The 23,058-nt window shown below is 50.1% G+C and carries 19 protein-coding genes and 3 pseudogenes; 9 read left to right on the top strand and 13 right to left on the bottom strand.

What is annotated here, in order from left to right; all coding sequences use genetic code 11:
* Positions 1 to 149: 149 nt before the first annotated feature.
* Positions 150 to 599, top strand: coding sequence for a hypothetical protein (locus MUG06_RS04605; protein ID WP_243077858.1), 450 nt, complete (start codon positions 150 to 152; stop codon positions 597 to 599).
* On the opposite strand, the gene MUG06_RS04600 is transcribed toward MUG06_RS04605, so the two are convergent.
* From MUG06_RS04600 to MUG06_RS04565, 8 genes and pseudogenes are all read right to left on the bottom strand, one after another.
* A complete protein-coding gene (locus MUG06_RS04600) occupies positions 565 to 750 on the bottom strand; it encodes a hypothetical protein (protein WP_243077857.1) in 186 nt (61 codons plus the stop codon). The two genes, MUG06_RS04605 and MUG06_RS04600, sit on opposite strands and share 35 nt — an antisense overlap.
* Positions 751 to 1,228: 478 nt before the next feature.
* Positions 1,229 to 1,414, bottom strand: a pseudogene (locus tag MUG06_RS04595) (DNA translocase FtsK); the annotation flags it as partial.
* 329 nt (positions 1,415 to 1,743) lie between these two features.
* Positions 1,744 to 1,917, bottom strand: coding sequence for a hypothetical protein (locus MUG06_RS04590; RefSeq protein ID WP_243077856.1), 174 nt, complete (start codon positions 1,915 to 1,917; stop codon positions 1,744 to 1,746).
* Positions 1,914 to 2,574, bottom strand: a pseudogene (locus tag MUG06_RS04585) (phage antirepressor KilAC domain-containing protein). Before MUG06_RS04585 ends, MUG06_RS04590 begins: the two are co-directional and overlap by 4 nt.
* Positions 2,575 to 2,780: 206 nt before the next feature.
* Positions 2,781 to 3,230, bottom strand: coding sequence for a lysis protein (locus tag MUG06_RS04580; RefSeq protein ID WP_243077855.1), 450 nt, complete (start codon positions 3,228 to 3,230; stop codon positions 2,781 to 2,783).
* A pseudogene (locus tag MUG06_RS04575) lies at positions 3,211 to 3,725 on the bottom strand (lysozyme). Before MUG06_RS04575 ends, MUG06_RS04580 begins: the two are co-directional and overlap by 20 nt.
* A gap of 101 nt (positions 3,726 to 3,826) precedes the next feature.
* Positions 3,827 to 3,949 (bottom strand): phage holin, encoded by a 123-nt coding sequence (locus MUG06_RS04570; RefSeq protein ID WP_243077854.1) that lies wholly within the window; start codon positions 3,947 to 3,949, stop codon positions 3,827 to 3,829.
* 162 nt (positions 3,950 to 4,111) lie between these two features.
* The gene (locus MUG06_RS04565; RefSeq protein WP_243077853.1) at positions 4,112 to 4,519 is read right to left on the bottom strand and encodes a lipoprotein; all 408 of its coding nucleotides are present in this window, start codon (positions 4,517 to 4,519) and stop codon (positions 4,112 to 4,114) included.
* A gap of 414 nt (positions 4,520 to 4,933) precedes the next feature.
* Between MUG06_RS04565 and MUG06_RS04560 the strand changes: the two genes are divergently transcribed.
* Positions 4,934 to 5,119: a hypothetical protein gene (locus tag MUG06_RS04560; RefSeq protein ID WP_243077852.1), complete on the top strand. Its 186-nt coding sequence runs from the start codon at positions 4,934 to 4,936 to the stop codon at positions 5,117 to 5,119.
* Between the two features lie 278 nt (positions 5,120 to 5,397).
* On the opposite strand, the gene MUG06_RS04555 is transcribed toward MUG06_RS04560, so the two are convergent.
* Positions 5,398 to 6,714, bottom strand: coding sequence for an MFS transporter (locus MUG06_RS04555; protein WP_243077851.1), 1,317 nt, complete (start codon positions 6,712 to 6,714; stop codon positions 5,398 to 5,400).
* Positions 6,715 to 6,835: 121 nt separating this feature from the next.
* Positions 6,836 to 8,866 (bottom strand): choline transporter, encoded by a 2,031-nt coding sequence (locus tag MUG06_RS04550; protein WP_243077850.1) that lies wholly within the window; start codon positions 8,864 to 8,866, stop codon positions 6,836 to 6,838.
* Positions 8,867 to 9,112: 246 nt separating this feature from the next.
* Between MUG06_RS04550 and betI the strand changes: the two genes are divergently transcribed.
* From betI to betA, 3 genes are read left to right on the top strand one after another with little or no spacing between them, the layout of a single operon-like run.
* Positions 9,113 to 9,706, top strand: a complete 594-nt coding sequence (betI, locus tag MUG06_RS04545; protein ID WP_243077849.1) for a transcriptional regulator BetI — start codon at positions 9,113 to 9,115, stop codon at positions 9,704 to 9,706.
* A 14-nt stretch (positions 9,707 to 9,720) separates the two neighbouring features.
* Entirely contained in the window at positions 9,721 to 11,193 is a 1,473-nt protein-coding gene (betB, locus tag MUG06_RS04540; protein ID WP_215846720.1) for a betaine-aldehyde dehydrogenase, read from the top strand.
* A 24-nt stretch (positions 11,194 to 11,217) separates the two neighbouring features.
* Positions 11,218 to 12,906 (top strand): choline dehydrogenase, encoded by a 1,689-nt coding sequence (gene betA, locus MUG06_RS04535; protein WP_243077848.1) that lies wholly within the window; start codon positions 11,218 to 11,220, stop codon positions 12,904 to 12,906.
* A 69-nt stretch (positions 12,907 to 12,975) separates the two neighbouring features.
* Here the strand turns inward: betA and aroD are convergent, their stop codons facing one another.
* Positions 12,976 to 13,842, bottom strand: a complete 867-nt coding sequence (gene aroD / locus MUG06_RS04530; RefSeq protein ID WP_243077847.1) for a type I 3-dehydroquinate dehydratase — start codon at positions 13,840 to 13,842, stop codon at positions 12,976 to 12,978.
* A gap of 95 nt (positions 13,843 to 13,937) precedes the next feature.
* On the opposite strand from aroD, the gene MUG06_RS04525 reads away from it, so the two are divergent.
* The 3 genes from MUG06_RS04525 (at position 13,938) to MUG06_RS04515 (ending at position 18,101) form a co-directional block, all read left to right on the top strand.
* The gene (locus MUG06_RS04525) at positions 13,938 to 14,999 is read left to right on the top strand and encodes an FUSC family protein (RefSeq protein WP_243077846.1); all 1,062 of its coding nucleotides are present in this window, start codon (positions 13,938 to 13,940) and stop codon (positions 14,997 to 14,999) included.
* 184 nt (positions 15,000 to 15,183) lie between these two features.
* Positions 15,184 to 17,595 carry a membrane-bound PQQ-dependent dehydrogenase, glucose/quinate/shikimate family gene (locus MUG06_RS04520; protein ID WP_243077845.1) on the top strand — a complete coding sequence of 804 codons (2,412 nt, stop codon included), beginning with the start codon at positions 15,184 to 15,186 and terminating at the stop codon, positions 17,593 to 17,595.
* A gap of 179 nt (positions 17,596 to 17,774) precedes the next feature.
* A complete protein-coding gene (locus tag MUG06_RS04515; RefSeq protein WP_243077844.1) occupies positions 17,775 to 18,101 on the top strand; it encodes a four-helix bundle copper-binding protein in 327 nt (108 codons plus the stop codon).
* Between the two features lie 88 nt (positions 18,102 to 18,189).
* Here the strand turns inward: MUG06_RS04515 and iraP are convergent, their stop codons facing one another.
* Positions 18,190 to 18,519 carry an anti-adapter protein IraP gene (gene iraP / locus MUG06_RS04510; RefSeq protein WP_215846716.1) on the bottom strand — a complete coding sequence of 110 codons (330 nt, stop codon included), beginning with the start codon at positions 18,517 to 18,519 and terminating at the stop codon, positions 18,190 to 18,192.
* A gap of 279 nt (positions 18,520 to 18,798) precedes the next feature.
* The gene (locus MUG06_RS04505) at positions 18,799 to 20,385 is read right to left on the bottom strand and encodes a PTS transporter subunit EIIC (protein ID WP_243077843.1); all 1,587 of its coding nucleotides are present in this window, start codon (positions 20,383 to 20,385) and stop codon (positions 18,799 to 18,801) included.
* Between the two features lie 262 nt (positions 20,386 to 20,647).
* Here MUG06_RS04505 and MUG06_RS04500 point away from each other — a divergent pair, with 262 nt between their 5' ends.
* A complete protein-coding gene (locus tag MUG06_RS04500) occupies positions 20,648 to 22,951 on the top strand; it encodes an FdhF/YdeP family oxidoreductase (RefSeq protein WP_243077842.1) in 2,304 nt (767 codons plus the stop codon).
* Positions 22,952 to 23,058: the final 107 nt, after the last annotated feature.

Here is a 23,058-nt window from a genome sequence, read left to right as displayed (position 1 = left end):
TGAACTGAAATGCGCAGATGTCAGCAGCCACCTCTGGTAGATAATCAGAAGGGCGGCCAGTTTTAGATTTGATCGCCATATTTATTGCTCTAATGTTTTTTTGTGATGAACCGATAAAGATCAACTTCACTATTCAAAATGGGTAGCTTATGTCGATTCTCAATTTCCTTGCCGGGCCAAGCATGGCGGAACTTGCCTTCAGGTCTATATACGATCTTTACAAGTCAAATACCGGGGATGCAAAAGCGAGCCCTGAGGAAAAAGCAGAGACTGTTGAGACCGCTAACTCGCTTGTTGATATCCAGGCGAAAGCACAACAGGAATTGGCAATAGCCCGAAGAATCCTCATTGCAGAGTGCGTGGAAATTACTGAAGTATATGAAGCCTCAGGCAATGGAGGAGTCGGTGTTAAATACGAAAATTCTGCTCTCCATGGTGGGGCCCACGGAGAAGGCCGAAAAATGACACAAAGGACGATTAAGTTCACAGGTTTCAATCAAAAAATTGAAGAAGTTATTTCACTTCTCGATGAAAGCTACAAAATGAATCATAAAGATGACGAGCCTAACCCCTCCCAACAGGCACATACTCCATCTTGAGCACATCATCAGGCGCGAGGTATATCCAAGCGCCACCTTCCCGGGCAACGCCAATGAATCCGTTAACCATCTCTGGCTGTGATCGGTTCATCAGGCCTTCGTGAGTTTCGCCTGATTTGGTAGTGACGGTAATACGGTAGGTGTTAAGCATATTCACTCCAATAAAAAACCGCCCGTGCTCGATTGCACTTATTTTTAAATCATAAATGAACGTAATGCATTGTCTGCGTTAGGATTTTTATATTTTTCTGAGGATATTCTTAATATAAAATGCCTGAAATATCCTGTATTGAGCCATACCATGCCCGTCATCAAAATTCACTGCACGAGTTGCGGTGGAGACCGCTTCAAGGCCTCGACAAACTCACTAAAAGCTGAGCAGGTATCACATATTTACTGCGATCAATGCTCAGCCCCGGTAAGGGTCAGTGATGTGGTTTGGTATCAGGAGGATTTCATTTCAGCACGGGCGCTCGCTTTAGAAGATAATGTTTCCTTCGCTGATTGCATTCGCCTTATAGCCGGAACGTAGCATTATCAATACCTACCCGCAGATGAGCTTTGTAATGGCAACAAAAAACCGCCCGGAGGCGGTTATGAACCTAATAAACACTCTGTATTACTAATGGTTAAATCAATTCGCGACTACCGTCACGGTTTGCCGGAGAAACAATGCCTTGGGATTCCATTTGTTCGATGAGGATTGCGGCACGGTTATAGCCAATACGGAGTTGGCGTTGAAGGCCTGATATTGAAGCCCGGCGCTTTTCGACTACAAACGCTACGGCCTGATTATATAAAGGGTCAAGCTCATCGCTTTTTTGATTAGATGCCCTCCAGTGTTCATTTTCTTCACGGACTGACGGCATTGGCTGGCAACTTACTGGAACGATGTATTTTAGCTCCACTGCTTTAGATTTAGCTAATCGCTCAAGATGCTCCCCAAGAACAATATCGATCAAAAATGGATCCGTTACTTCTATAAAATGATATCCCTTTTCAATCAACGACCAATGCGTCGAATAATGCTCCCAAGCTATAAAAAATTTCATTTCACCCCCTTTGCTCTGTCGTTAAGGGATGAATATACATCAGGCGCACGCGCAAATGCGCCTTGTGATGAAAGCCGTTGAGGAAGAGACTCTCAACCATTTCTCCTATTTTTTGCCTCTTCCATAGCCATTAGGGCATCAAGAAGAACCTCAGCTTTTTCGACATTAGATGCGCCGACCGCAATGCGTCCACAGTTCAAATCCTTAAAACCATCCTTTAGATAGCGGCAGATGGTTTCAAGTTGCTGCATTTCATCTTTCGTCATGCAGCCCGCCCACTCACCTTATTGGATACCAGTAATCCGGCAATCCACTGAATACCTTTCGGCGTGCCCGTTGTGTTGATTCTCACCGGTTTTAACTGTGAAGCGTCCAGCGTCCAGATGCTGAGCATATGGCGTAAGCTTTCCTGCAAGTCGATACATAATGTCGTGTTCAACCAGAAACAAGCGGAACTGAGTTTCTTTAATCTTCAACAACTTTGCAGCCTCATGAAAACCCATAGCTCCTGATGCCTCGACGTAGCTATCAACAAAATCAGCTTTTGGTGCCGCAATTGCGAGCTTGTTTTCCAGTTCCGCCTTTTGCTCTGCGAGGTCAGCAGCAAGGCGGAGCGCTTCAGGTAATGTCTGTGGGATACGTACTAACTCTTCAAGCTCATGCATCCGCTTGATCACTTTCATGCGCAGCAATGCGCTATACCCTGTCACAAGGCATTCTGTATGTTCGCGATCCAGAACATACTCGGTTTGCTTGCGGTTCATGGTGTCCAGATAGATACGAGCAAATTTGCTCACATCCTCCTGAAGCTGTTCCATCATAGTTTCTATGTCGCGCTTTACATCGGGATGACGCTTGCCAGTTACTTCCGCTATTTCACGGCTGGTCATCGTCAGAGCCTGATCATTTACTGGCTGTTGCATGAGCTGGTACTCCTATAGAGAAACAAGCCTGTCGCACAGATTAAGCCGCCCCCTAAGATGCACCATTTACGGCTAATCTCAGGCTTGCTTTTCTGTAGGCTTAGGGGTTGATATTTGCGCGTGCGAGGCGCATAAAAAAGTCCCGCATTGCGCGAGACTCATTTAATAGACTTTGTGCTTTGCAAAGTGCGGTCAATAAATATTTTTTATTTCAGGCACTGCTCTCTGACGTACTGCTGCAAACCGGCTATTTGCTTTCCGGCTGTTTCGATTCGCTCTCTGAGGGTGAAATAATCCCGTTGAGCGGCGTCAGTAAGTCGGGCGCGGGCTGCATCATCCATGCCGGAGGAGGCGGTGGATTGCTTCGTGCAGGTGGCGTTGAGCTGCAACCGACGCTTGCCAGCAATAACATCGTCATGCAGCTGCTCGATAGTGGCTTTAGCATCAGCTAGCTCCTGTGTGTATTTGGCATCGAGAGCAGCAACACTTTGCTGGCGGCGCTGCATATCGTTGATTGTTTCCTGTCGCGTTTCCGCCAGGTGGGATGCTGATTCGTATTTGCTGTGGTAGTAGTTAGCTACCGAAGCAAACGCCGCAATGCAAAGGCAAAGCAGGAACCACAACAGCGCACGCCAGTTATTTACCAGCCAGATCATCAACACTCTCCGCCAGGCACATGGTGCGTTCCATATCGCGGCGGTTCATCAGTCCGCGCCACTTCTGCCCTCCGGCGTAAATCCAGCGGCGCAACTCTTCGCGTAGGCACCGTCAACATCACCGGTATTCAGGCGCTTCAGGAGGGTTGATTTTGAGAAGGCACCCGTCCCGACGTTATATGTGAAGCTGTAGAGCGCGGCGCGCTGATATTCGCCGAGCAGCACCTTGACCATTCCGTCTACAGCTTTCTTTACGGGTTGCAGGTCATTCCACATCAGGCGATCTCATTCGCGGTCGGTGTACTTTTTACCTTTGATGATGTCGTTACCGGTATGACCGTCACAGACAGTCCATACGTCAGCCACATCTTTGTAAGGCTCATACACACGCCCTTCTACGCCATCCTTACCGCCAAGGTATACAGTAGCGATCAACATAGAGCCGCCCCCCGCTGCTGCAATCAGTTTGTTGCGCAGGCCGTTTGACATAGCCATAGGTTAATCCTCAGTGAGTTCCGGCGCGGTGGGCCAGCGTTGAAGCGCCTGAATCTGCGTGAGTGTTGCTTTACGTTTGTAATACCAGTTGATACCGAGCGTCAGTAGCGCGACAGAATACCGGCCAGAACGTCAACAGCACTCCATTCGTCGGGGCTAAGCCTAGTCAACAGACCATTGGCAATAGTCCCGGCTGATGCCAGTTTGCTCATATCGATACTCATATACACCTCCGTGATAACGGTCGGTGCTGTTTGTAGTCAGAAGAAAAGAGCGCTCCTCCCCATCACAGCAATGAGGGTCATCCGATTTAGTTTTGGGAGGGCGCTAAAACGAAAAAGGCCCACCGAAGTGAGCCTTTAAAATTTGATTATGAGGGTTTACCCTTATTTACTTACAACATCACCGACACATTTAACTGTGGACCAGCAATTATGGCCCCAATCTACGCCACCTGATTTGCAAACGGCGTTTACGACAGCGTCACCGCCCATGACCGCAGCTTTATATCTCATATCCTGAAGGGCTTCTGCGCCGTTAGCGACGTCAGGGCCAGAGCTGGTTGCAAAGATATTCCCGCCAATTTCAGTAACCATCATTGACGATCCACCTCTACGAGCACAACTCATACCCATGACCTCGCCCAGCATTTTCGCTTGCGGGTATGGATTATTAGAGTAGCCCTCCATGTTGGCGAACTTAATTCTTGCGTCTCGGGGCATATCTTCAATGTCATTCGAGGCGCACCCAGCGAGTACAGCCGCCGCCATCAAAACCAGTAAATACTTCTTCATTTTGATTCTCCAGGATATTTGGACGGAGAATCTTATACACCTTAGGGCCATATGGTTAATTTAATTTCCAGCTTTTTTGATTTAAAGCAAACCCAATTAACCACTGCATCAAGGTAATCTTCTTAGCCCCGATCAGCCTGCCTTAGCGAGCCTTAATAATTATTTGATATTTCGGTTAAAACACGAAGAAACATTTTGCCTATAATTATAGGTTAACCTATATGTAATCACATCAGCAAGATGCTGAAACGGGAAGGCCCCTACCGAAGCAGAGGCCAACGAGAAAAGGATTATGATGAAATTAATCATCATCCTGAATGTTCTCTTAGTGATTAGCTCGCCAGCTTACTAAGACAGTCAGGAAGAGAGGGAGAAACCCCCTCTCACCCTACCCACTTAATCTAGGATTTTCATATGGCACAGTCAATATCTGACATTCAGAAAAAGAGCGATGAAAAGCGCGGCGTGAAGGTTAAAGGTATTAAGCTCCACATGAACGTTATCGAATTGCTGGAACGACTGGCAAATGAGACTGGAGAATCACAGGCGGCAGTGGTTACTAAAGCATTGCAGATGTATGCCGAAAACCTTAGTAAGTGATAAAAATTTTTTTAGCTAATGAGGGTGGATCAATGATGGCCTTAGATGAAGCAATCCAAACGATTATTGATGATAATCAGCAACTTACTTAGAAGAATTTCACTACCCCAAAGGGTGAGTACTGCGTGGTATTCAATAACAAAAACGAATAGGTATTAGTGAAACTTGTTCTTCAAAACGATTGGCTTCAAGGCTCATGCTGCTTAATCAAATCTCTGGTTTTCTGCCTGTAATGCTTCGCCAGCTCCTGCAACTCTTCCCGCGTCCACTTTTTCAACTCATGTGGGCCCATCACAGGTGGGCTGTTCGCCCTTCTGCTCCTCGACTTCATCCTCGTTGCTCCCCATCGATGCCTGAATCACCTCCTCTTCAAGCGTCGGATTTAATGCCGCACCCAACGGTGAAGTTGCCAAACTGTCTGGCAATACCACGTGCGGTAACGGTACTTCGGTGGTCGGCATCGGAATATGTTTAGCGGTGTAACTTAACAGAGCAATGGCTACTGCGCACAGCATGAAACAGAGATAAAGCATATTGCTACCGAGCGGTTGCATCAGTGCGCCAGCGATCAGCGGCCCAATACTGGCACCAATACCAAATGCCATCAGCAGGCAGGCGGTTAAAGAAACACGACGTTCAGCAGCGACCTGATCGTTAGCTAACGCAACCTGTAACGGATAGAGCGAGAATTGCATCATGCTGGCGATAAAAGAGACGCCCAACAACCAGCCAAACGTCAGGTGCGGCAGCAAGACCAGCGGCAATGCGCTAATAGCAAACAGCACGGCGATAAAGAACAGCAAGCGCTGGCGATCGTAGCGGTCAGAGAGCCAGCTCAGCGGAAATTGCGACACCAGCCCGGCAAATATCGTTAAGCTCATGAACAGGCCGGTTTGTGCGGTTGAAAAGCCTTTGCTACTGGCATATACCGGCGCTAGTCCGTAAAACGCCCCTATCGCCATGCCGGTAATCAGCGTGGTGCCCAGCAGTTTAGGAATGGTATGAATGAAATAGCCCAGCTCCATTGGCGCGGGCGACATCGCCTGTACGTTGGTGCGAGTGGTCAAGGCGATAGGCACCAGACACAGCGCAAAGCAGAGTGCCACAATCAGCAAGGTGCTGACGCCAAAACCGCTTTGCAGCGTCAGTAAAACCTGCCCACCACTTAAGCCTAAATAGGTCGCCACCATGTAAAAACCAAAAATGACGCCACGCTGCGAAGATTCAGCCTGATCGTTCAACCAACTCTCCAGCACCATGTACTGGCACATCATGCAAAGACCGATGATCAAGCGTAGAAAAACCCACAGCGGGATGAAGTCTGTCAAACCATGTCCAATCACGGAGGCGGTAATGATGCCAGCGCAGGAGACGTAAGCACGGATATGGCCCACGCGGGCAATCAGGTTATGCCCAACTTTGCCGCCAATGACCAAACCGACATAGTTAGCCGCGATGATGGCACCAATCAGCGCACCATTAACCTGCTCATGCGCTAGCCGCAGCGAAACGTAGGTAGTCAGAAGGCCGGAACCTAACAGCATCAACAATGTGGTGGCATAAAGCGGAAGAAACGTGCTGAGGATTTTTTTCATACGACTCCCTGTCAAAATCAATGAGACATAACGCCTTAAAGATAGATGATTTGTTGACGTTGCGGGTCAGCGTAGAACTGAAAAAAGCCGGAGAAAGATTCTCCGGCCTGTGCCATGCGCGTTAGACGTTGGGGAACGTAATATTGTTGCCCGGCGCTTCACGATGAAGATGGATAAAGTTCAGGTGGCGTTCGTACTGATCGAGAATATCGATAATCACCTGTTCTTTGCTGTAATCCATTAAATCGTTGCCTTGACTGCCTTCCAGCAGGAAGGTTTCCAGGCGGTAATAGGTTGATTTACCGCTGCGTGCGCGGTAGGTGAAGCCCGGAACCGAATACTGTTGCGGCCAGACCTGATAAACAAAGTCCTGCTCTTCACCCAAATTCACCCGCAGATCGAGATAGCCGATCGGGTTAGCTTCATCGGCTGGCACGCTTTCCAGCGTCACTTTACCGCCACGCAGTTCCAGCTCTTTCGCAACATCCTGCATCGCCGGGAACACCACGGTTTCCATCATTTGCTGGGTATAACGTGTGCCGGGATAGTTCATCAAACGTGACAGGCGTTTTTTCCAGCTCAGACGATCATTTGCCGCCGCAAGATAGGGAGCAGTTTCACGCGAGGCGCTGGCCCGACGGTAATCCTCAATTTTCAGCGATTTATACAAACCCGCCATCACAAAGAACATGACAAAACTGAACGGCAGCCCCATGATTACCGTGGTATTTTGCAACGCCGAAATACCGTTGGTCATCAACATACTCAGGGTTAATACGCCGATGGCAATTGACCAAAAAATACGTAACCAGTTCGGTGCATCACTGTTGATGTCTTTCAGCTTCGAAGTGAAGTTGCCAAGCACCAGCGAGCCAGAATCGGCTGAAGTGACATAAAACAGCATACCGGTAATCGTTGCCACGGAAGCACTCAGCTTAAAGGCGGGATATTGCGCCAGCAGGCTATAGAAGCCGCGTTCCGCATGGCCCATCACTTCCTGCGCAAATCCTGCATCACCGTGAATGATTTCGTACAGCGCGGCATTACCGAATACCGACAGCCACAACAGCGTAAAGGTAAACGGAATAATCAGCGTTCCCAGTACGAATTCACGAATAGTACGACCACGAGAGATACGCGCCAGAAACAAGCCAACAAACGGCGACCAGGCAACCCACCACGCCCAGAAGAAGAGTGTCCAGCTGTTCATCCATTCGGTTGGACGATCAAAAGCAAAGGTGTTCAGCGTCATGCCCATAAAGCGATTAATGTAATCGCCCACGTTCAGCACGAGCGCATTCAGCAGGAATTCAGTATTGCCCATAAACAGCACAAACAGGATCAAACCCAGCGCCAGCGCCACGTTGATCTCTGAAAGAATACGGATCCCTTTGTCCACGCCGGACGTCACGGAAATCGTCGCAATGACCACAGACAAAATAATCAGTGCCGTTTGCGCGGTCAGCCCTTCAGGAACATCAAACAAGACTTTCAGACCGTAGTTCAACTGAACCACACCGATACCTAATGTCGTGGCAATACCAAAAATCGTGCCGACTACAGCAGCAATATCCACGGTATGGCCGATTGGCCCATTGATTCGCTTACCAAAAATAGGATACAGCGCCGAGCGTATGGTCAATGGTAAGTTGTAGCGATAGCTAAAGTAACCCAGCGCAATTCCCATTAAGGCGTACATCGACCAACCGGTTAAGCCATAGTGGAACAGTGTCCAGACCATTGCCTGGCGAGCCGCTTCCATGGTTTGCCCCGCCCCTTCTGGCGGCTGCATGTACTGCGCAACCGGCTCAGCAACCGAGAAAAACATCAGGTCAATACCGATACCGGCGGCGAACAGCATGGCCGACCAACTCAGTACGCTGAATTCAGGTTTTGATTGTTCCGGGCCAAGCTTGATCGCACCAAAACGCGAACAAGCCATATAGAGCACAAATACGATATAGAGTGAGGCGGATAACATGTAGTACCAGCCAAACGTCGCAGAAACCCAGTTTACTGTTTTTAAGATCCAGCTTGCGGCCAAATCGCTATAAAGAATTGTCACAAGTGAAAATGTCAGAATCAGTCCGGCTGACGTGTAAAACACAACAGGATTGATTCTGTCTTTTTCACTGGCAGGTGAATTAATCATCGATTACCTCTGGTTAATTTACTGCAAAATATCAAGAGCTTACTTCAAAGTCAGGCGATGTCTGACTCGTATCCTTCCCTTTTATTGCCAAAACTTAATCTGCGCTACGGCGTTGTATTGCGCTTCCCACCGCTGCGTTTATCGTAACAACTGAAGCACAGCATCCTAACAACTTTTCTTTTTATATTGAACGTGCAATCAAAAAAAGTTTTAATAGAGGCTCGAATTGAGGGTGGAGTTGGAGTTATGCCAAAGGTGGGGATGCAGCCGATAAGACGTCGGCAACTGATTGATGCGACCCTGAGCACAATTAATGAAGTCGGGATTAATGATGCAACTATCGCCCAGATTGCGCGCCGTGCAGGCGTGTCGACCGGGATCATTAGTCACTACTTCAAAGACAAAAATGGCTTATTAGAAGCCACAATGCGCGACGTGACCCGCCAACTGCGTGATGCGGTTGCCGCCAGGCTGCGGCCTTTGGCTGATGCCAGCACAGAAGCGCGCTTGTGCGCGATTGTCGAAGGCAATTTTGACGAAACGCAGGTGCACAACGCCGCCATGAAGGCCTGGCTGGATTTTTGGTCCAGCAGCATGCATCAACCCCAGCTCAATCGCCTTGAGCGCGTCAGTAGCAGTCGGTTGTTTTCAACGCTGGCAGCAGAGTTCCGTCGTGAAATCCCCCGCGATAAGGCGCGTCTGGCGGCTTATGGCTTAGCCGCATTGATTGACGGTTTATGGCTACGTGCCGCATTAAGCGGTAAGCCCTTCAATCCAGACGCGGCCAGAACCTTGACCACACAATTCATCCGTCAGCAGTTGGCTGGCGAGCACGAATAAAGGAAGGAGAAGATATGTCCCTGTTCACCGAGCAAAAATTATATATCGATGGTGCTTACGTAGCCGCGACCGAAGGCGAAACTTTCCAAACCATCAATCCGGCCAATGGCGAAGTGTTGGCTGATGTGCATCAGGCAGGTGCAGTGGATGTTGATCGTGCCGTTGCTGCGGCGCAAAAAGGTCAAAAAGTTTGGGCAGCCATGACCGCAATGGAGCGCTCACGCATTTTGCGCCGTGCGGTTGATATTTTGCGCGAGCGTAACGACGAATTAGCTGAGCTGGAGATGCTCGATACCGGTAAGCCGTACAGCGAAACCGTCAGCGTGGATATCGTCACCGGCACCGACGTACTGGAATATTACGCTGGCCTGATCCCCACGCTGGAAGGCCAGCAGATCCCGCTGCGTGATACTTCATTCGTTTATACCCGCCGTGAACCGCTGGGCGTGGTGGCAGGCATTGGTGCCTGGAACTACCCCATCCAGATCGCGCTATGGAAATCCGCACCCGCATTAGCTGCGGGTAACGCAATGATCTTCAAACCCAGCGAAGTGACGCCATTAACCGCGCTCAAACTGGCAGAAATCTACACCGAAGCTGGCGTGCCAAATGGCGTATTTAACGTGCTGCCGGGCACCGGACAAGTCACAGGTCAGCTGCTGACTGAACATCCCGGCATCGATAAAGTCTCGTTCACCGGCGGCGTCGCCAGCGGCAAGAAAGTCATGGCTAATGCAGCGGGATCTACGCTGAAAGAGGTCACCATGGAGCTGGGTGGCAAATCTCCGCTGATCATCTTTGATGATGCCGATCTCGATTTGGCTGCCGACATTGCCATGATGGCCAACTTCTACAGTTCAGGTCAGGTTTGCACCAACGGTACTCGCGTCTTTATCCCTGCCCCGCTGAAAGCGGCATTCGAAGCGAAAATCGCTGAGCGCGTGGCACGCATCCAACCTGGCGATTTGCGCCAGCCGGAAACCAACTTTGGTCCGCTGGTGAGCTTTAGCCATCGCGATAATGTCATGCGTTATATCGAGTCAGGTATCGCTGAAGGGGCGCGCGTGCTGTGCGGTGGCAAACGCCTTACTGGCGCGGGCTTTGATCAGGGAGCTTGGGTTGCCCCCACCGTGTTCACCGATTGTCACGACGAGATGAAAATTGTGCGTGAAGAGATCTTCGGCCCGGTGATGTCAATTTTGAGTTACGAGAGCGAAGAAGAAGTGGTACGCCGCGCCAACGCCACCGAATTTGGTTTGGCTGCGGGCGTTGTGACGCAGGATCTGAATCGTGCGCACCGCGTGATTCATCAAATTGAAGCGGGCATTTGCTGGATTAACACTTGGGGTGAATCGGCAGCAGAGATGCCGGTCGGCGGTTACAAACATTCCGGCGTGGGTCGTGAAAATGGCCTGATGACGCTGCAAAACTACACCCAAGTGAAATCTGTGCAGGTCGAACTGTCACGTTTTCAGTCAATATTTTAATTATTCCAACCTGAGGAACGACGAATGGAATTTGATTACATCATCATCGGAGCCGGATCCGCAGGGAATGTTTTAGCTACACGCCTGACCGAAGACAGCACTGTAAACGTTCTACTGCTGGAAGCAGGCGGTCCAGATTATCGTTTTGATTTCCGCACCCAAATGCCTGCGGCGTTAGCGTATCCACTCCAGGGAAAACGCTACAACTGGGCTTACGAAACCGATCCTGAACCTTACATGAACAACCGCCGCATGGAATGTGGTCGTGGCAAAGGTTTAGGGGGGTCGTCGCTGATTAATGGTATGTGCTACATCCGCGCCAACGCGATGGACCTCGATGGCTGGGCCAAAGAGCCGGGCCTGGAATCGTGGAGCTATCTGGATTGCCTGCCGTACTACCGCAAAGCCGAAACCCGTGATATCGGGCCAAACGATTATCACGGCGGAGACGGCCCGGTTTGCGTGGCAACGCCAAAAGCGGGTAATAACGTGCTGTTTGAAGCGATGATCGAAGCGGGCGTGCAGGCGGGTTATCCGCGTACTGAAGACCTCAACGGCTATCAGCAGGAAGGTTTTGGTCCAATGGATCGCACCGTAACGCCACAAGGTCGTCGCTCCAGCACCGCGCGCGGTTATCTTGATCAAGCTAAAGGCCGTACCAACCTGAAAATTATCACGCATGCCACCACCGACCGCATCGTGTTCGAAGGCAAGCGTGCTGTCGGCGTGGAATATTTGGTGGGTGAGAGTAACACCTCACATAAAGCCCATGCGCGTCGCGAAGTGTTGTTGTGTGCAGGCGCGATCGCATCGCCGCAGATCTTACAGCGCTCGGGTGTTGGCCCGGCGACTTTGCTGAAGCAGTTCGATATTCCTGTGGTACAGGATCTGCCTGGCGTGGGTGAAAACCTGCAGGATCATTTGGAAATGTACCTGCAGTACGAATGCAAAGAGCCGGTTTCTATTTATCCGGCATTGAAGTGGTGGAACCAGCCGAAAATCGGTGCTGAATGGATGTTAAATGGCACCGGCCTCGGTGCCAGCAACCAATTCGAAGCGGGTGGCTTTATTCGAAGCCGCGAAGAGTTCGCCTGGCCGAATATTCAGTATCACTTCCTGCCGGTTGCGATTAACTACAACGGTTCTAATGCGGTTGATGCGCACGGTTTTCAATGTCATGTCGGTTCGATGCGTTCGCCAAGTCGGGGCCATGTGCGGTTGAAATCACGCGATCCGCGCCAGCATCCTTCGATTCTGTTCAACTACATGGCGTCTGAACAGGATTGGCACGAGTTCCGTGATGCCATTCGCATCACCCGCGAGATCATTCAGCAACCAGCCCTGGATAAATATCGCGGTCGCGAAATCAGCCCGGGTCTTGATTGCCAGACCGATGAGCAGCTGGATGAGTTTGTGCGTAATCATGGCGAAACGGCTTATCACCCTTGCGGTACCTGTAAAATGGGTACCGATGCGATGTCGGTGGTTGATGGCGATGGACGCGTTCACGGCCTGGAATCATTGCGTGTAGTGGATGCATCCATTATGCCGCTGATCATCACCGGTAACCTGAATGCCACCACCATTATGATTGGCGAGAAAATTGCTGACCGTATTCGTGGTCATCAGTTACCGCGCAGCACAGCGAAATACTTTGTGGCGGGCGATACGCCAGTGCGTACAGAGCCAAAGCGCGCAAATCAACACGCATAACGATCACCCATATTGCACTCGCGCCAACAGCTAAGTTGTTGGCGCTTTTTTGTCTGTTAACCGACTTGGTTAACTATCCTGACCCGCCTGATGCAGCGCTTTCAATGTTTGATACAGTACATTCACGTCCAACTGGCCGGGAGCAGACGCTTGTCCCAGGTTACCAAACGTCAGATTGCTGCCATACACTTCACCCGCGATACGGCTAATTGTCCCCTTTCCTCCCATTGCCATTGTCAGCAAAGGCTTATCACTGTGCTGTCGCATTTGCCAGGTGACAGACGTTAAGCGATTCACATCCTCTGGCGTTTTCGGCATCACGGCAATTTTCAACACATCAGCACCGTGCGCGGCTTGCCATTCCAGACGCTGTAACATCTCTTCATTAGACGGCGTAGCATTGAAGTCATGATAAGAGAGGATCACCGCCACCTTTTGCTGTCGCGATTCTGCCACCAGCTTTTGTATTGGTTGCTCACCGATGCGCATCTCAATATCAACCATATCAGCGAATCCCGCGGCCAACCATTGCTGATAAAGTTGCGTATAACGCGCATCGTCCAGCATTTTTTCTCCCCCTTCCTGTTTGGTACGAAAGGTCAGCAGCAACGGCTTACCGTTCAGTTTTTGGCGCATCGACTGGCCCAATTTAGCGACGCGCGGTCCATCCATAGCAAAAGCGATTTTATCAACACGCAGTTCAACGATACTCACTTCATGCGTGCGCGCGGCTTGCTCAGTTTCTTGCAGCACGCTGGCTTCATCCTGCCCTGAGGTCGAGACGATAATCGCGGGTTGTCCCTGACCAATGCGCACATTGCCTACCTGAAGCGGCTGAACCTGCTGTTTTTTCGACTCTGGCTCTTGAGCACTGGCGTCTGTCGCGCAAACAGAAACCGCCATCGCCAGTAAAATCGCTGTGGGTGCGTTTAACATTAATTTCTCCTTTCGCTTTGGTATGATCATTTCAGTTTTTAAGATCTGGTTCACACTTTTAAGATAGGCAAGAGAGAAGCAAGGAGAGAATAAATATGAAAGTGGATGCCGGACTGAAGCACGACCTGCGGCTGGGCCTCTGTTGTTTGCCTGCACTGATGCTGATTTTTATCGGCGGATTTCTGTTAAATCATGTTGCCGAAGCGAGCGTTATTGCCAGCGGTGCTTTGCCGCTGGCCTTTGGTGCCAGTAAAACCTGGGAAGGCTCTTCATTTAAATTGCTGCTGGCAACCGTGGTGGGACTCGGTTTCTCATCCTGGCTGGGCGCCATGGCGGGATCGGTGTTGCCGCTCTACATCAGCCTGGCCATGATTTATACCGCGGCCTACGCCATCATCACGGGTATCGATGGCACCGCGGGTTGGGTATTCCTGCAAGCGGCGATCGCCTTTCTGGTCTCAGGTTACTTTCCTGGCGATATGGCGCATGCCACTCACCGAGCGCTGCTTATTTCCATCGGCGGCTTGGTACAGTTAACAATAATTTGCCTGCTGTTGAGCAAAGGTCATTTTCATTTGCAGTGGGTGAGCCGATTTTCACTGTTCTCCTTTCTGCGTCAGGAGACGCTAAAACATCGCCACAAACTCCATCTGCGCTGGTCAGTGCTGTTTGGTTTATTGTCGATGGGGATGGCGCTGTTCACCGTTGAACTTTATCACCTGAAGAATGGCTACTGGACCGGTATGACTCTGCTGTTGTGTTTGCGCAACCACTATCAAGAATCACTGCTGCGGGTGCCGGCAAGGCTGTTTGGCACGTTTCTGGGCTGTTTGTCGGCGGGCGTCCTGATGTACTTTTTCCCACAACTTGCCGTGCTGGCATGCGGTTTTATCGTTTCAGGTTACGTCGCGTTTACCCTTTCCTATCGCCTGGCAACCGGCTCCTATTTTGTCTTTACCTTTTTCGTCACCCTGATGGTGGTATTTATGATTTCACTGACCGGGTTAGCGCAGGGAAATGTGGCAGCCGATCGCCTGACTGCAACGGCAATTGGCGGAGCCTACGCATTAGCCGCAATCTTATTCACCCGTTTGGCGACGGCATTACAAATCCGACTTAGCGACAATAAAAAGTCCGATCCTGAATCATTATATTGAATCAACGAACCCGGAAACGGTATGCCGATAAGGGTTCGAAAACTTCAGGAACAATAATTTACCAATTAAATCGCATTGAAAAATAAGCGTATTTTGGAAAAATCATGTGATTTAAAGCATGCCGTCTGCAAAGTGTCAGTTTTTCTATAGGCTTTACTGACAATCTTTTACAGAGGGATGTATTGTGGCATCAACATCGCTGCGTTTTTGGCCAACGCTAAGTGGTCTTTTGGTCAGCTTGTTTGGTTTAGCTTATTTGATACTCGGAGGCTGGCTGGCTTTTTCAGGCGGCACGCCGTGGTATCTGCTGTTTGGTATTGGCTTCTTAATCAGCGGCATTCAACTTTTACGGCGTCGCTCGTCAGGTATCTGGCTCTATTTGATCACTTTTTTGATTTGTGTGGTGTGGTCATTAACGGAAGTGGGACTCGATGGCTGGCAATTAATGCCTCGTCTTCTGGCGCCAGCAATTCTTGGCATTTGGCTCTGCATGCCTTGGGTTGTGCGTCCAATCATCACGGCTGCTGCTCAACGCCGTTCAACGTTGGCTGCCGCATTGATTTATCTTCTCTCTATCGGCGGCATTCTTTACAGCGGCTGGCAAGTCACTGACGCCCGCTTTGTTCATCATCTCCCCTTTCCCGCCGTGCAATCTGCTCAGCGCTCAGCCACTGAAGATAACGGCAATGACTGGAAACATTACGGGCGCACGGCGGCTGGACAACGCTTTTCTCCGCTAACGCAAATTACGCCGCAGAACGTAAATGAATTAAAACCGGCATGGCGTTACGACACCGGTGATGTCATGCGTAAAGGCGAAGACAAGGCAGGACGTGAGTTCAGTTTTGAAGTGACACCCATTAAAGTGGGCAACAGCTTGTACATTTGTACGCCTCATCGTGAAGTGATTGCGCTGGATGCCACCACAGGAAAACAGCGTTGGAAATTTGATCCGAAATCGAATACTTCAGCTAATGAATACCTTGCCTGCCGTGGTGTGGCATGGAGCCAGGTTGATAGTGATGCGACCTGCCCACAGAAAATCATTACGACTACGGCGGATGCGCGCATGGTGGCGCTGGACGCACGCACCGGCAGACCGTGCGAATCTTTTGGTCAACATGGTTATGTCTCTCTTACCGATCACATGGGCAACGTGCCACCTGGATTTCATTACATCACTTCGCAGCCGATGGTGCTGGAAGGCCGTATCGTGTTAGGCGGTTGGATATATGATAATCAAACCACGGGCGAACCCTCAGGCGTTGTGCGTGCCTATGATGAGAAAACCGGTGAATTGAGTTGGGCGTGGGATTTGGGTCGAAATCCAGCGAATGCGCCGTTAAAAGCGGGTGAAACCTATACACGCGGTACACCAAACGGCTGGGGAACCTACACCGCCGATCCAAAATTGGGTTTGATTTATATTCCGCTGGGTAACGCCACACCGGATTACTACGGTGCGGGAAGACGCACTTTTGACGAAAAATATTCAAGCTCAATCGTTGCACTCGACATTCATAGCGGCGAAGAAAAATGGCATTTCCAGACGGTGCATCATGACGTATGGGACTTTGACTTGCCGATTGGTCCAACGTTAGTTGACCTGCCCACTCCAGATGGAAAAGGTGTGCATGCGCTGGTGCAAACCACAAAGATGGGGCAGTTGTTCTTGCTGGATCGTCGAACCGGTAAGCCGCTGGCTCAAGTGAATGAAAAATCTGTTCCCACCTCGCCCTCATTACCGGGCGAACATCTTTCACCAACGCAGCCTGATTCCGTGGGTATGCCTAACCTTGCCCCGCCCATATTAAAAGCAACCGACACCTGGGGCGCTACGCCGTTTGATCAGCTTTGGTGCCGCATTCAGTTTCACCGTTACCGTTATCAGGGTAATTTCACGCCACCAGCAGCGGGAACTTCCATCGCTTATCCTGCCTTTGATGGGGTAATGGATTGGTACGGTGCATCAATTGATCCGCGCCATAATGTCATGATTGCCAATACCAGCTATATCCCTTTCACCATGCAAATGATGAAAAGTGACGACGCTATTAAGCAAGGTCTGATGCAGAAATGGGCAGGCTGGGCCAGCGGTCAACCTTATCTAAAACCTAAGGAATTCGCGGTGGGCCCTGAATATGGCACGCCTTGGGCGGCAGTCGTCAAACCCTGGCTCAGCCTATTAGGTGCCCCGTGTAGCACACCGCCGTGGGGCAAGTTATATGCCATCGACCTCACCAGCCGCAAAATTATCTGGGAACGTCCGGCTGGCACGACGCGCGATATGAATATTTTCGGTACACATACTAACGCTCCGCTGCCAACCGGCATCTTTATGATGGGCGGCAACGTCATTACTCAAAGTGGACTGATTTTCATGGGGGCAACGGCCGATAATTATCTGCGTGCTTATGACGAAGCCAGCGGAAAAGAACTGTGGCGCACCCGCTTACCGGCAGGCGGCCAGGCTACGCCGATGACTTACCAAGGTGAAGATGGCAGACAATATGTGGTTATTGCGGCGGGAGGACACGGAGGTTTGGGTACAGCCTCAGGGGATTCTGTGATGGCTTATGCGCTGCCTTCTCATTAAATATTTTCTTTGGGCTGTGCTTTTTTCAGCCCTGCTTATTCCCTTTACATAAAAGTAAAAAGGTTTTTTTATTGTTAGATATAATAAACCAGCCACTGAAATAGTTATTAACATATTACTGATTTGCATAAAGTCGGTTTTATTTTCAGACTTAAGGAGGAATAAATTGAGGAGGAAATATGATTGAACAATATCGTCATTGCATTGAAGCATGCTATTTCTGCGCTGCCGCCTGTGATAATTGTGCCGCATCCTGTTTAAAAGAAGAGAATTTAGAAATGATGCGGGATTGCATCAGACTGGATACACAATGCGCCAGCCTCTGTCGTTTAAGCGCGCAATTTATGGCACTGGACAGCGATGCTGCAAAAGCATTATGTGCAATTTGCGCGGATATTTGTCAGCAATGCGGCGAAGAGTGTGGGAAACATCAGCATGATCATTGCCAGCAATGCTCAAAAGCGTGTCTACACTGCGCTGAAGCATGCCGCAAAATGGCCGCTTAACATACGTGATTAACCGCCTGAAAAGGCGGTTTATTACTGGTGGTGAATTATAAAAGATCACTAAGCGTGAAAGTCAGCATTAATAATTTTAGGCATTTTTTGCATCAAAAGGGCCTGTATCGCCGGAGTTAAGCACAGCATTTTCTTTGGCGATCATTTGGGAAACTCTAACCATATCCTGGAACTCTTGCAGCAGGAGTTCTGCTTCAGGTCGATAGGGATCATAGGGATCAACCATGACAGAGTTGATGGCTTTATTCACGCTGCCAATGAGTTCGCTCAGTCCACCATTTTGGCCGATGGTCAAAAGCAAGGCACTCATCATCAGAGATTGCGCTTCTACTCGAGCGGCTAGCTGTTTAGCTTGAGCATCCATATTCGAAATTTTAGCAAGCATACTCAGTATGACATTATTCATCTGACCTCCAGTCTTTTATTCAGAAAAACAATGAGCGCTTAGCGCTGAACATACAGAGTTTACCTGAAAAAGGGGGGAATATGCCACATGGTCAGACCAGAGTGCTGTTTTCAGGTAATTAACCGCGCCTATCTTCTGTGGATAAGATTAATAAAATTAAACCCATAAAAGAAGCTTATATACTCAATATTAATTACGTTGCAACAGTGAAGAGATAACCCTGCTGCAACGCGGAGAGAATAAACCGCAAGAACCTTTCAACGTTCTGCCGCTTCGCTTTTAGGCTACACCCAATGCTGTTTTTACTTCATTCGCAATTTTTTCAACTTGCGGGCCATATATGACCTGGACATCGTTATTACTGACACGGTTTATTCCATTAGCGCCAGTGCTCATTAAAGTCTGATCAACGACTTCCTTCATATCTTTAACCCGGACGCGCAAACGCGTAAAACAGCAATCAACATCTTCAATATTCGCATGGCCGCCTAAACCACTGATGATCACTTGGGTGCGCTCGTTGGCAGCAACCACCTGCGGTTTTTCATCCTCAGATTCTCTGCCTGGCGTTTCTACGTTCATTCGGGTAATGACGAAGCGGAAAGCGTAGTAATAGAGCGGTGCATAAATCACGCCCAGCGCCAGCGTCCACCACCAATGCGTTTTGCTGCCGCCGAGCATGCCAAACACGACCAAATCGATAACGCCACCCTGAACGTTCCCGATCATCAAGTGCAACATCGACATCAACATAAATGAGAGGCCGGTCAGAAAGGCATGCAGTAAATAAAGCACCGGCGAAACGAAGATGAAACAAAACTCCAGCGGTTCAGTGATACCGGTAGTAAAAGAGGTTAATGCTCCCGCCATCACCAGCGCCTTGACGCGTTGCTTATGCTCTGGCCTTGCCGTGTGATAAATCGCCAGCGCCGCTGCGGGTAAACCAAACATCATTACTGGGATTTTTCCCTGCGCAAGAAACTGGGTGGCAGTGCGAATGGTTTCATCTGGAATCATACCAGGATGGGTTAAAGAGGTATTAAAGATATTCAGTGCACCGACAACACTTTGGCCATCAACAGTTGCCATACCGCCAATCGGCGTAAAACGCACCGTTTCATTCAGAATATGGTGCAGGCCGGTAGGAATCAGGATGCGCTCGAAGGCACCTAGCAGAAAAGCGCCATATTGTCCGCTTTTACCAATCATCTGACCGATCCAGGCAATGCCCTGACCTATGGTTGGCCATATCATTGCTAACAGCACACCGATGAGCGGTAAACAGACCACGGTGACAATTGGCACAAAGCGACGCCCTCCAAAGAAGCTGATCGCCGTGGGCAACTGCTGGGTGTAGAAACGATTGTGTAGCGCAACTGTTGCTAAGCCAGCAATGACGCCGCCGAGCACACTCATGTTGTAGGTGAAGACGCCCAGCATCTCGATGTATTCCGCCGAGGTCATCATCGCCGTGGTTTGATCCATGCCCGCCTGCTGTAACGCTTCTGGCGTGGTCGTAGCGGCAGTTAAGCCTTTGGCGGCCAACGTGGCATTGATACCGACATTCATCGCAATGTAACCAATCACCGCTGCAAAAGCCGCCGTGGGTTTTTCTGCTTTGGCCAAACCGATGGCGCTGGCCACGGCAAAAAACACCGGCAAATTAGCGAACAGCGCGCCAGCAACTTTGCGGATAAAGCCAATGATTAATTGTGGAACCTGCATCTGCGCAAACGCATCGCCGGTAATCGCCGGATTTTGCATTGCTGCTGCCAATCCAAGAAATATCCCCGCAGCGGCAATGACCGAGATCGGCATCATCAACGCTTTGCCAAAAGCATGAATCTGGCTGGTCAGCTGTTTCATGGTATCGCGCCCTCTTCTGTTGTGAAAAAACAGTATTAGCGCGATGTAGAAACTTCACCCGTAAACGCCGGGTTAAACGCGAGTAAAATTTGACCAACATCACATTTAAGTCAAATGCACGATAAACAGTGACTATCGCACCATTAAGTCAATCAATTAGACAACTTTTATGCAGAGCGGCACACTTCCCTTCACCATCAGGCCATATCCTGATAACAAACTTTCTACAATATTTTCCAATAAAAATAAGCCTGCACTCATTATGAAATTTAAACGCAAAATCAAACCTTACCGTGCCGCAGCGGGCGGTTGGGGTTCACTGGAAGCTACCACGCGTTTCGTCTTTGACAGCAAAGCTGCACTGAAAAATATGCGTAATCTGCTACGCATGAATAAAGCCCGCGGTTTTGACTGCCCAGGCTGCGCATGGGGCGATGACAACAAAAGTACGTTTAGCTTTTGCGAAAACGGCGCAAAAGCGGTCACCTGGGAAGCGACACGTCGTGTCGTCGATACCGACTTCTTTGCTAAGCACAGCGTTAATACGCTTTACGCGCAGAGTGATTACTTTCTTGAATATCAGGGCCGTTTAACGCATCCGCTGCGTTACAACGCCGAAACCGATCATTATGAACCCATCAGCTGGGATGAGGCGTTCGCGCTAATTGCACGCCATATCAAGGCGATGGATAATCCTGATCAAATGGAGCTGTACACCTCCGGCCGCGCCAGTAATGAAGCGTCCTGGCTTTATCAGTTGTTTGGCCGCCTGATGGGCACGAATAACTTCCCTGACTGCTCCAATATGTGCCACGAAGCCAGCGGTACTGGCCTGAAGCGCAGTATCGGCGTAGGTAAAGGCACGATTCGCCTGGATGATTTTGACCACGCTGACGCGATTTTTGTCTTCGGTCAAAACCCGGGAACGAACCATCCACGCATGCTGCACAGCCTGCGTCACGCTGCCGATCATGGCGCGAAGATCGTAACCTTTAACACGCTACGTGAGCGCGGTCTGGAACGGTTTGCCGATCCACAAAAACCCCTTGAAGTCATGACGTCTAAAGCGGGCACCATCAGTTCGGCTTATTACCAACCGAATTTGGGGGGTGATATGGCGGCGGTACGCGGCATGGTGAAGACGCTGCTGGAAACGCACCGTGCGCGTCTGGCTGCGGGTGAAAGTGGCTTGTTCGATCAGGCTTTTCTGAATGCCAAAACGCAAGGCGTTGAAGCGTACTTTGCAGCAGTTGATAACACCGATTGGGCGCAGATCGTGGCGCAATCAGGTCTGACTGAGGCGCAGATCCGCGAAGCCGCGGCGATTTATCAAAGCGCCGACCGGGTAATTTGTACTTGGGCGATGGGCATTACCCAGCACAAACATTCGGTTGATACGGTTCGTGAGATCACTAACCTGCAACTGCTGTTTGGGCAACTGGGTAAAAAAGGCGCGGGCCTGTGTCCGGTTCGCGGTCACAGTAATGTTCAGGGCAACCGCACCATGGGCATCGATGAGAAACCGGCTAAGCCGTTCCTTGATGCGCTGGGCAAACATTTCGATTTTGAACCCCCACGTGCAGCAGGCCATAACACCGTTGAAGCCTTGAATGCCATGCTACGTGATGAAGTCAAAGTGTTGATCGCGTTAGGCGGTAATCTCGCTGCAGCAGCGCCAGATTCACCGATTACCGAAGAAGCGATGTCGCGTTGCGGTTTGACGGTGCACATCAGTACCAAGCTGAACCGCAGCCATTTGGTTCCGGGGCATGAAGGATTGATTCTGCCGACGTTGGGTCGCACCGAGCGTGACGAGCAGGCGACCGGCAATCAGTTCATTACTGTGGAAGATTCATTCAGCATGGTGCACGCCTCTGAAGGCATCGGCATGCCGCTGGCGGATACGCAGCGTTCAGAAACGGCGATTGTGGCAGGTATTGCACACGCAGTACTCGGTGATGACAAAGTAAAATGGCTGGATTTGGCCGGTGATTACAACCTGATCCGCGATCATATTGCCGCCACGATCCCAGGCTTCACTGATTTCAATGAAAAATGCGACCTGCCGGGCGGTTTTTATCTGGGCAACGCCGCAGCGGAATTGCGTTTTAATACGCCGTCAGGAAAAGCAGAATTTAGCCACGCAGCACTGCCAACGTCACTGTTTCCCAACCTGAATGCGGACGTGCCGTTTACCCTGCAAACTCTGCGTTCCCACGACCAGTACAACACCACGATTTACGGTCTCGACGATCGCTATCGCGGCGTGTACGGCCAGCGCGAAGTGGTGTTTATTAACCCTGATGACATGGCCGAATTGGGTTTCAGCGAAGGTGAGTTGGTTGATATCGAAACGCTGTGGAACGACGGGATTACGCGTTGCGTCAGCGGCTTCAAGCTGGTGCCATACAATATTCCGCGCGGCAATCTCGCGGCCTATTATCCCGAAACCAACCCGCTGGTCCCACTCAATAGCTTTGGTGACGGCAGCGGTACGCCAACCTCAAAATCGGTACCGGTAAAACTCGAACTTTCACAGGCACTTCCCGGTCAGCGAATTGCCTAAAATCCTTGTTACAGCATTGTTAAAAAGCCGCGCTAAGCGGCTTTTTGCCTTGCCGCGCGACCCCGATTCGCGTAAAACTGTCAGCCGCTCTTAGGCCACGAAACTAA

Origin of the sequence: Pantoea sp. MQR6 (assembly GCF_022761075.1) — a bacterium.
GTDB lineage: Bacteria > Pseudomonadota > Gammaproteobacteria > Enterobacterales > Enterobacteriaceae > Pantoea > Pantoea phytostimulans.
The sequence above is the reverse complement of the archived record's forward strand: the minus strand, read 5'-3'. Positions and strand labels throughout refer to the sequence as shown.

Coding starts and splice junctions, on each gene's coding strand:
- MUG06_RS04550 (WP_243077850.1), bottom strand. CDS start 8,866: ATGATTAATTCACCTGCCAGTGAAAAAGACAGAATCAATCCTGTTGTG.
- MUG06_RS04570 (WP_243077854.1), bottom strand. CDS start 3,949: ATGAGTATCGATATGAGCAAACTGGCATCAGCCGGGACTATTGCCAAT.
- MUG06_RS04580 (WP_243077855.1), bottom strand. CDS start 3,230: ATGATCTGGCTGGTAAATAACTGGCGTGCGCTGTTGTGGTTCCTGCTT.
- MUG06_RS04565 (WP_243077853.1), bottom strand. CDS start 4,519: ATGAAGAAGTATTTACTGGTTTTGATGGCGGCGGCTGTACTCGCTGGG.
- MUG06_RS04590 (WP_243077856.1), bottom strand. CDS start 1,917: ATGACGAAAGATGAAATGCAGCAACTTGAAACCATCTGCCGCTATCTA.
- MUG06_RS04500 (WP_243077842.1), top strand. CDS start 20,648: ATGAAATTTAAACGCAAAATCAAACCTTACCGTGCCGCAGCGGGCGGT.
- MUG06_RS04600 (WP_243077857.1), bottom strand. CDS start 750: ATGCTTAACACCTACCGTATTACCGTCACTACCAAATCAGGCGAAACT.
- MUG06_RS04605 (WP_243077858.1), top strand. CDS start 150: ATGTCGATTCTCAATTTCCTTGCCGGGCCAAGCATGGCGGAACTTGCC.
- MUG06_RS04515 (WP_243077844.1), top strand. CDS start 17,775: ATGATTGAACAATATCGTCATTGCATTGAAGCATGCTATTTCTGCGCT.
- betA (WP_243077848.1), top strand. CDS start 11,218: ATGGAATTTGATTACATCATCATCGGAGCCGGATCCGCAGGGAATGTT.
- MUG06_RS04560 (WP_243077852.1), top strand. CDS start 4,934: ATGGCACAGTCAATATCTGACATTCAGAAAAAGAGCGATGAAAAGCGC.
- MUG06_RS04555 (WP_243077851.1), bottom strand. CDS start 6,714: ATGAAAAAAATCCTCAGCACGTTTCTTCCGCTTTATGCCACCACATTG.
- betI (WP_243077849.1), top strand. CDS start 9,113: ATGCCAAAGGTGGGGATGCAGCCGATAAGACGTCGGCAACTGATTGAT.
- MUG06_RS04525 (WP_243077846.1), top strand. CDS start 13,938: ATGAAAGTGGATGCCGGACTGAAGCACGACCTGCGGCTGGGCCTCTGT.
- iraP (WP_215846716.1), bottom strand. CDS start 18,519: ATGAATAATGTCATACTGAGTATGCTTGCTAAAATTTCGAATATGGAT.
- betB (WP_215846720.1), top strand. CDS start 9,721: ATGTCCCTGTTCACCGAGCAAAAATTATATATCGATGGTGCTTACGTA.
- MUG06_RS04505 (WP_243077843.1), bottom strand. CDS start 20,385: ATGAAACAGCTGACCAGCCAGATTCATGCTTTTGGCAAAGCGTTGATG.
- aroD (WP_243077847.1), bottom strand. CDS start 13,842: ATGTTAAACGCACCCACAGCGATTTTACTGGCGATGGCGGTTTCTGTT.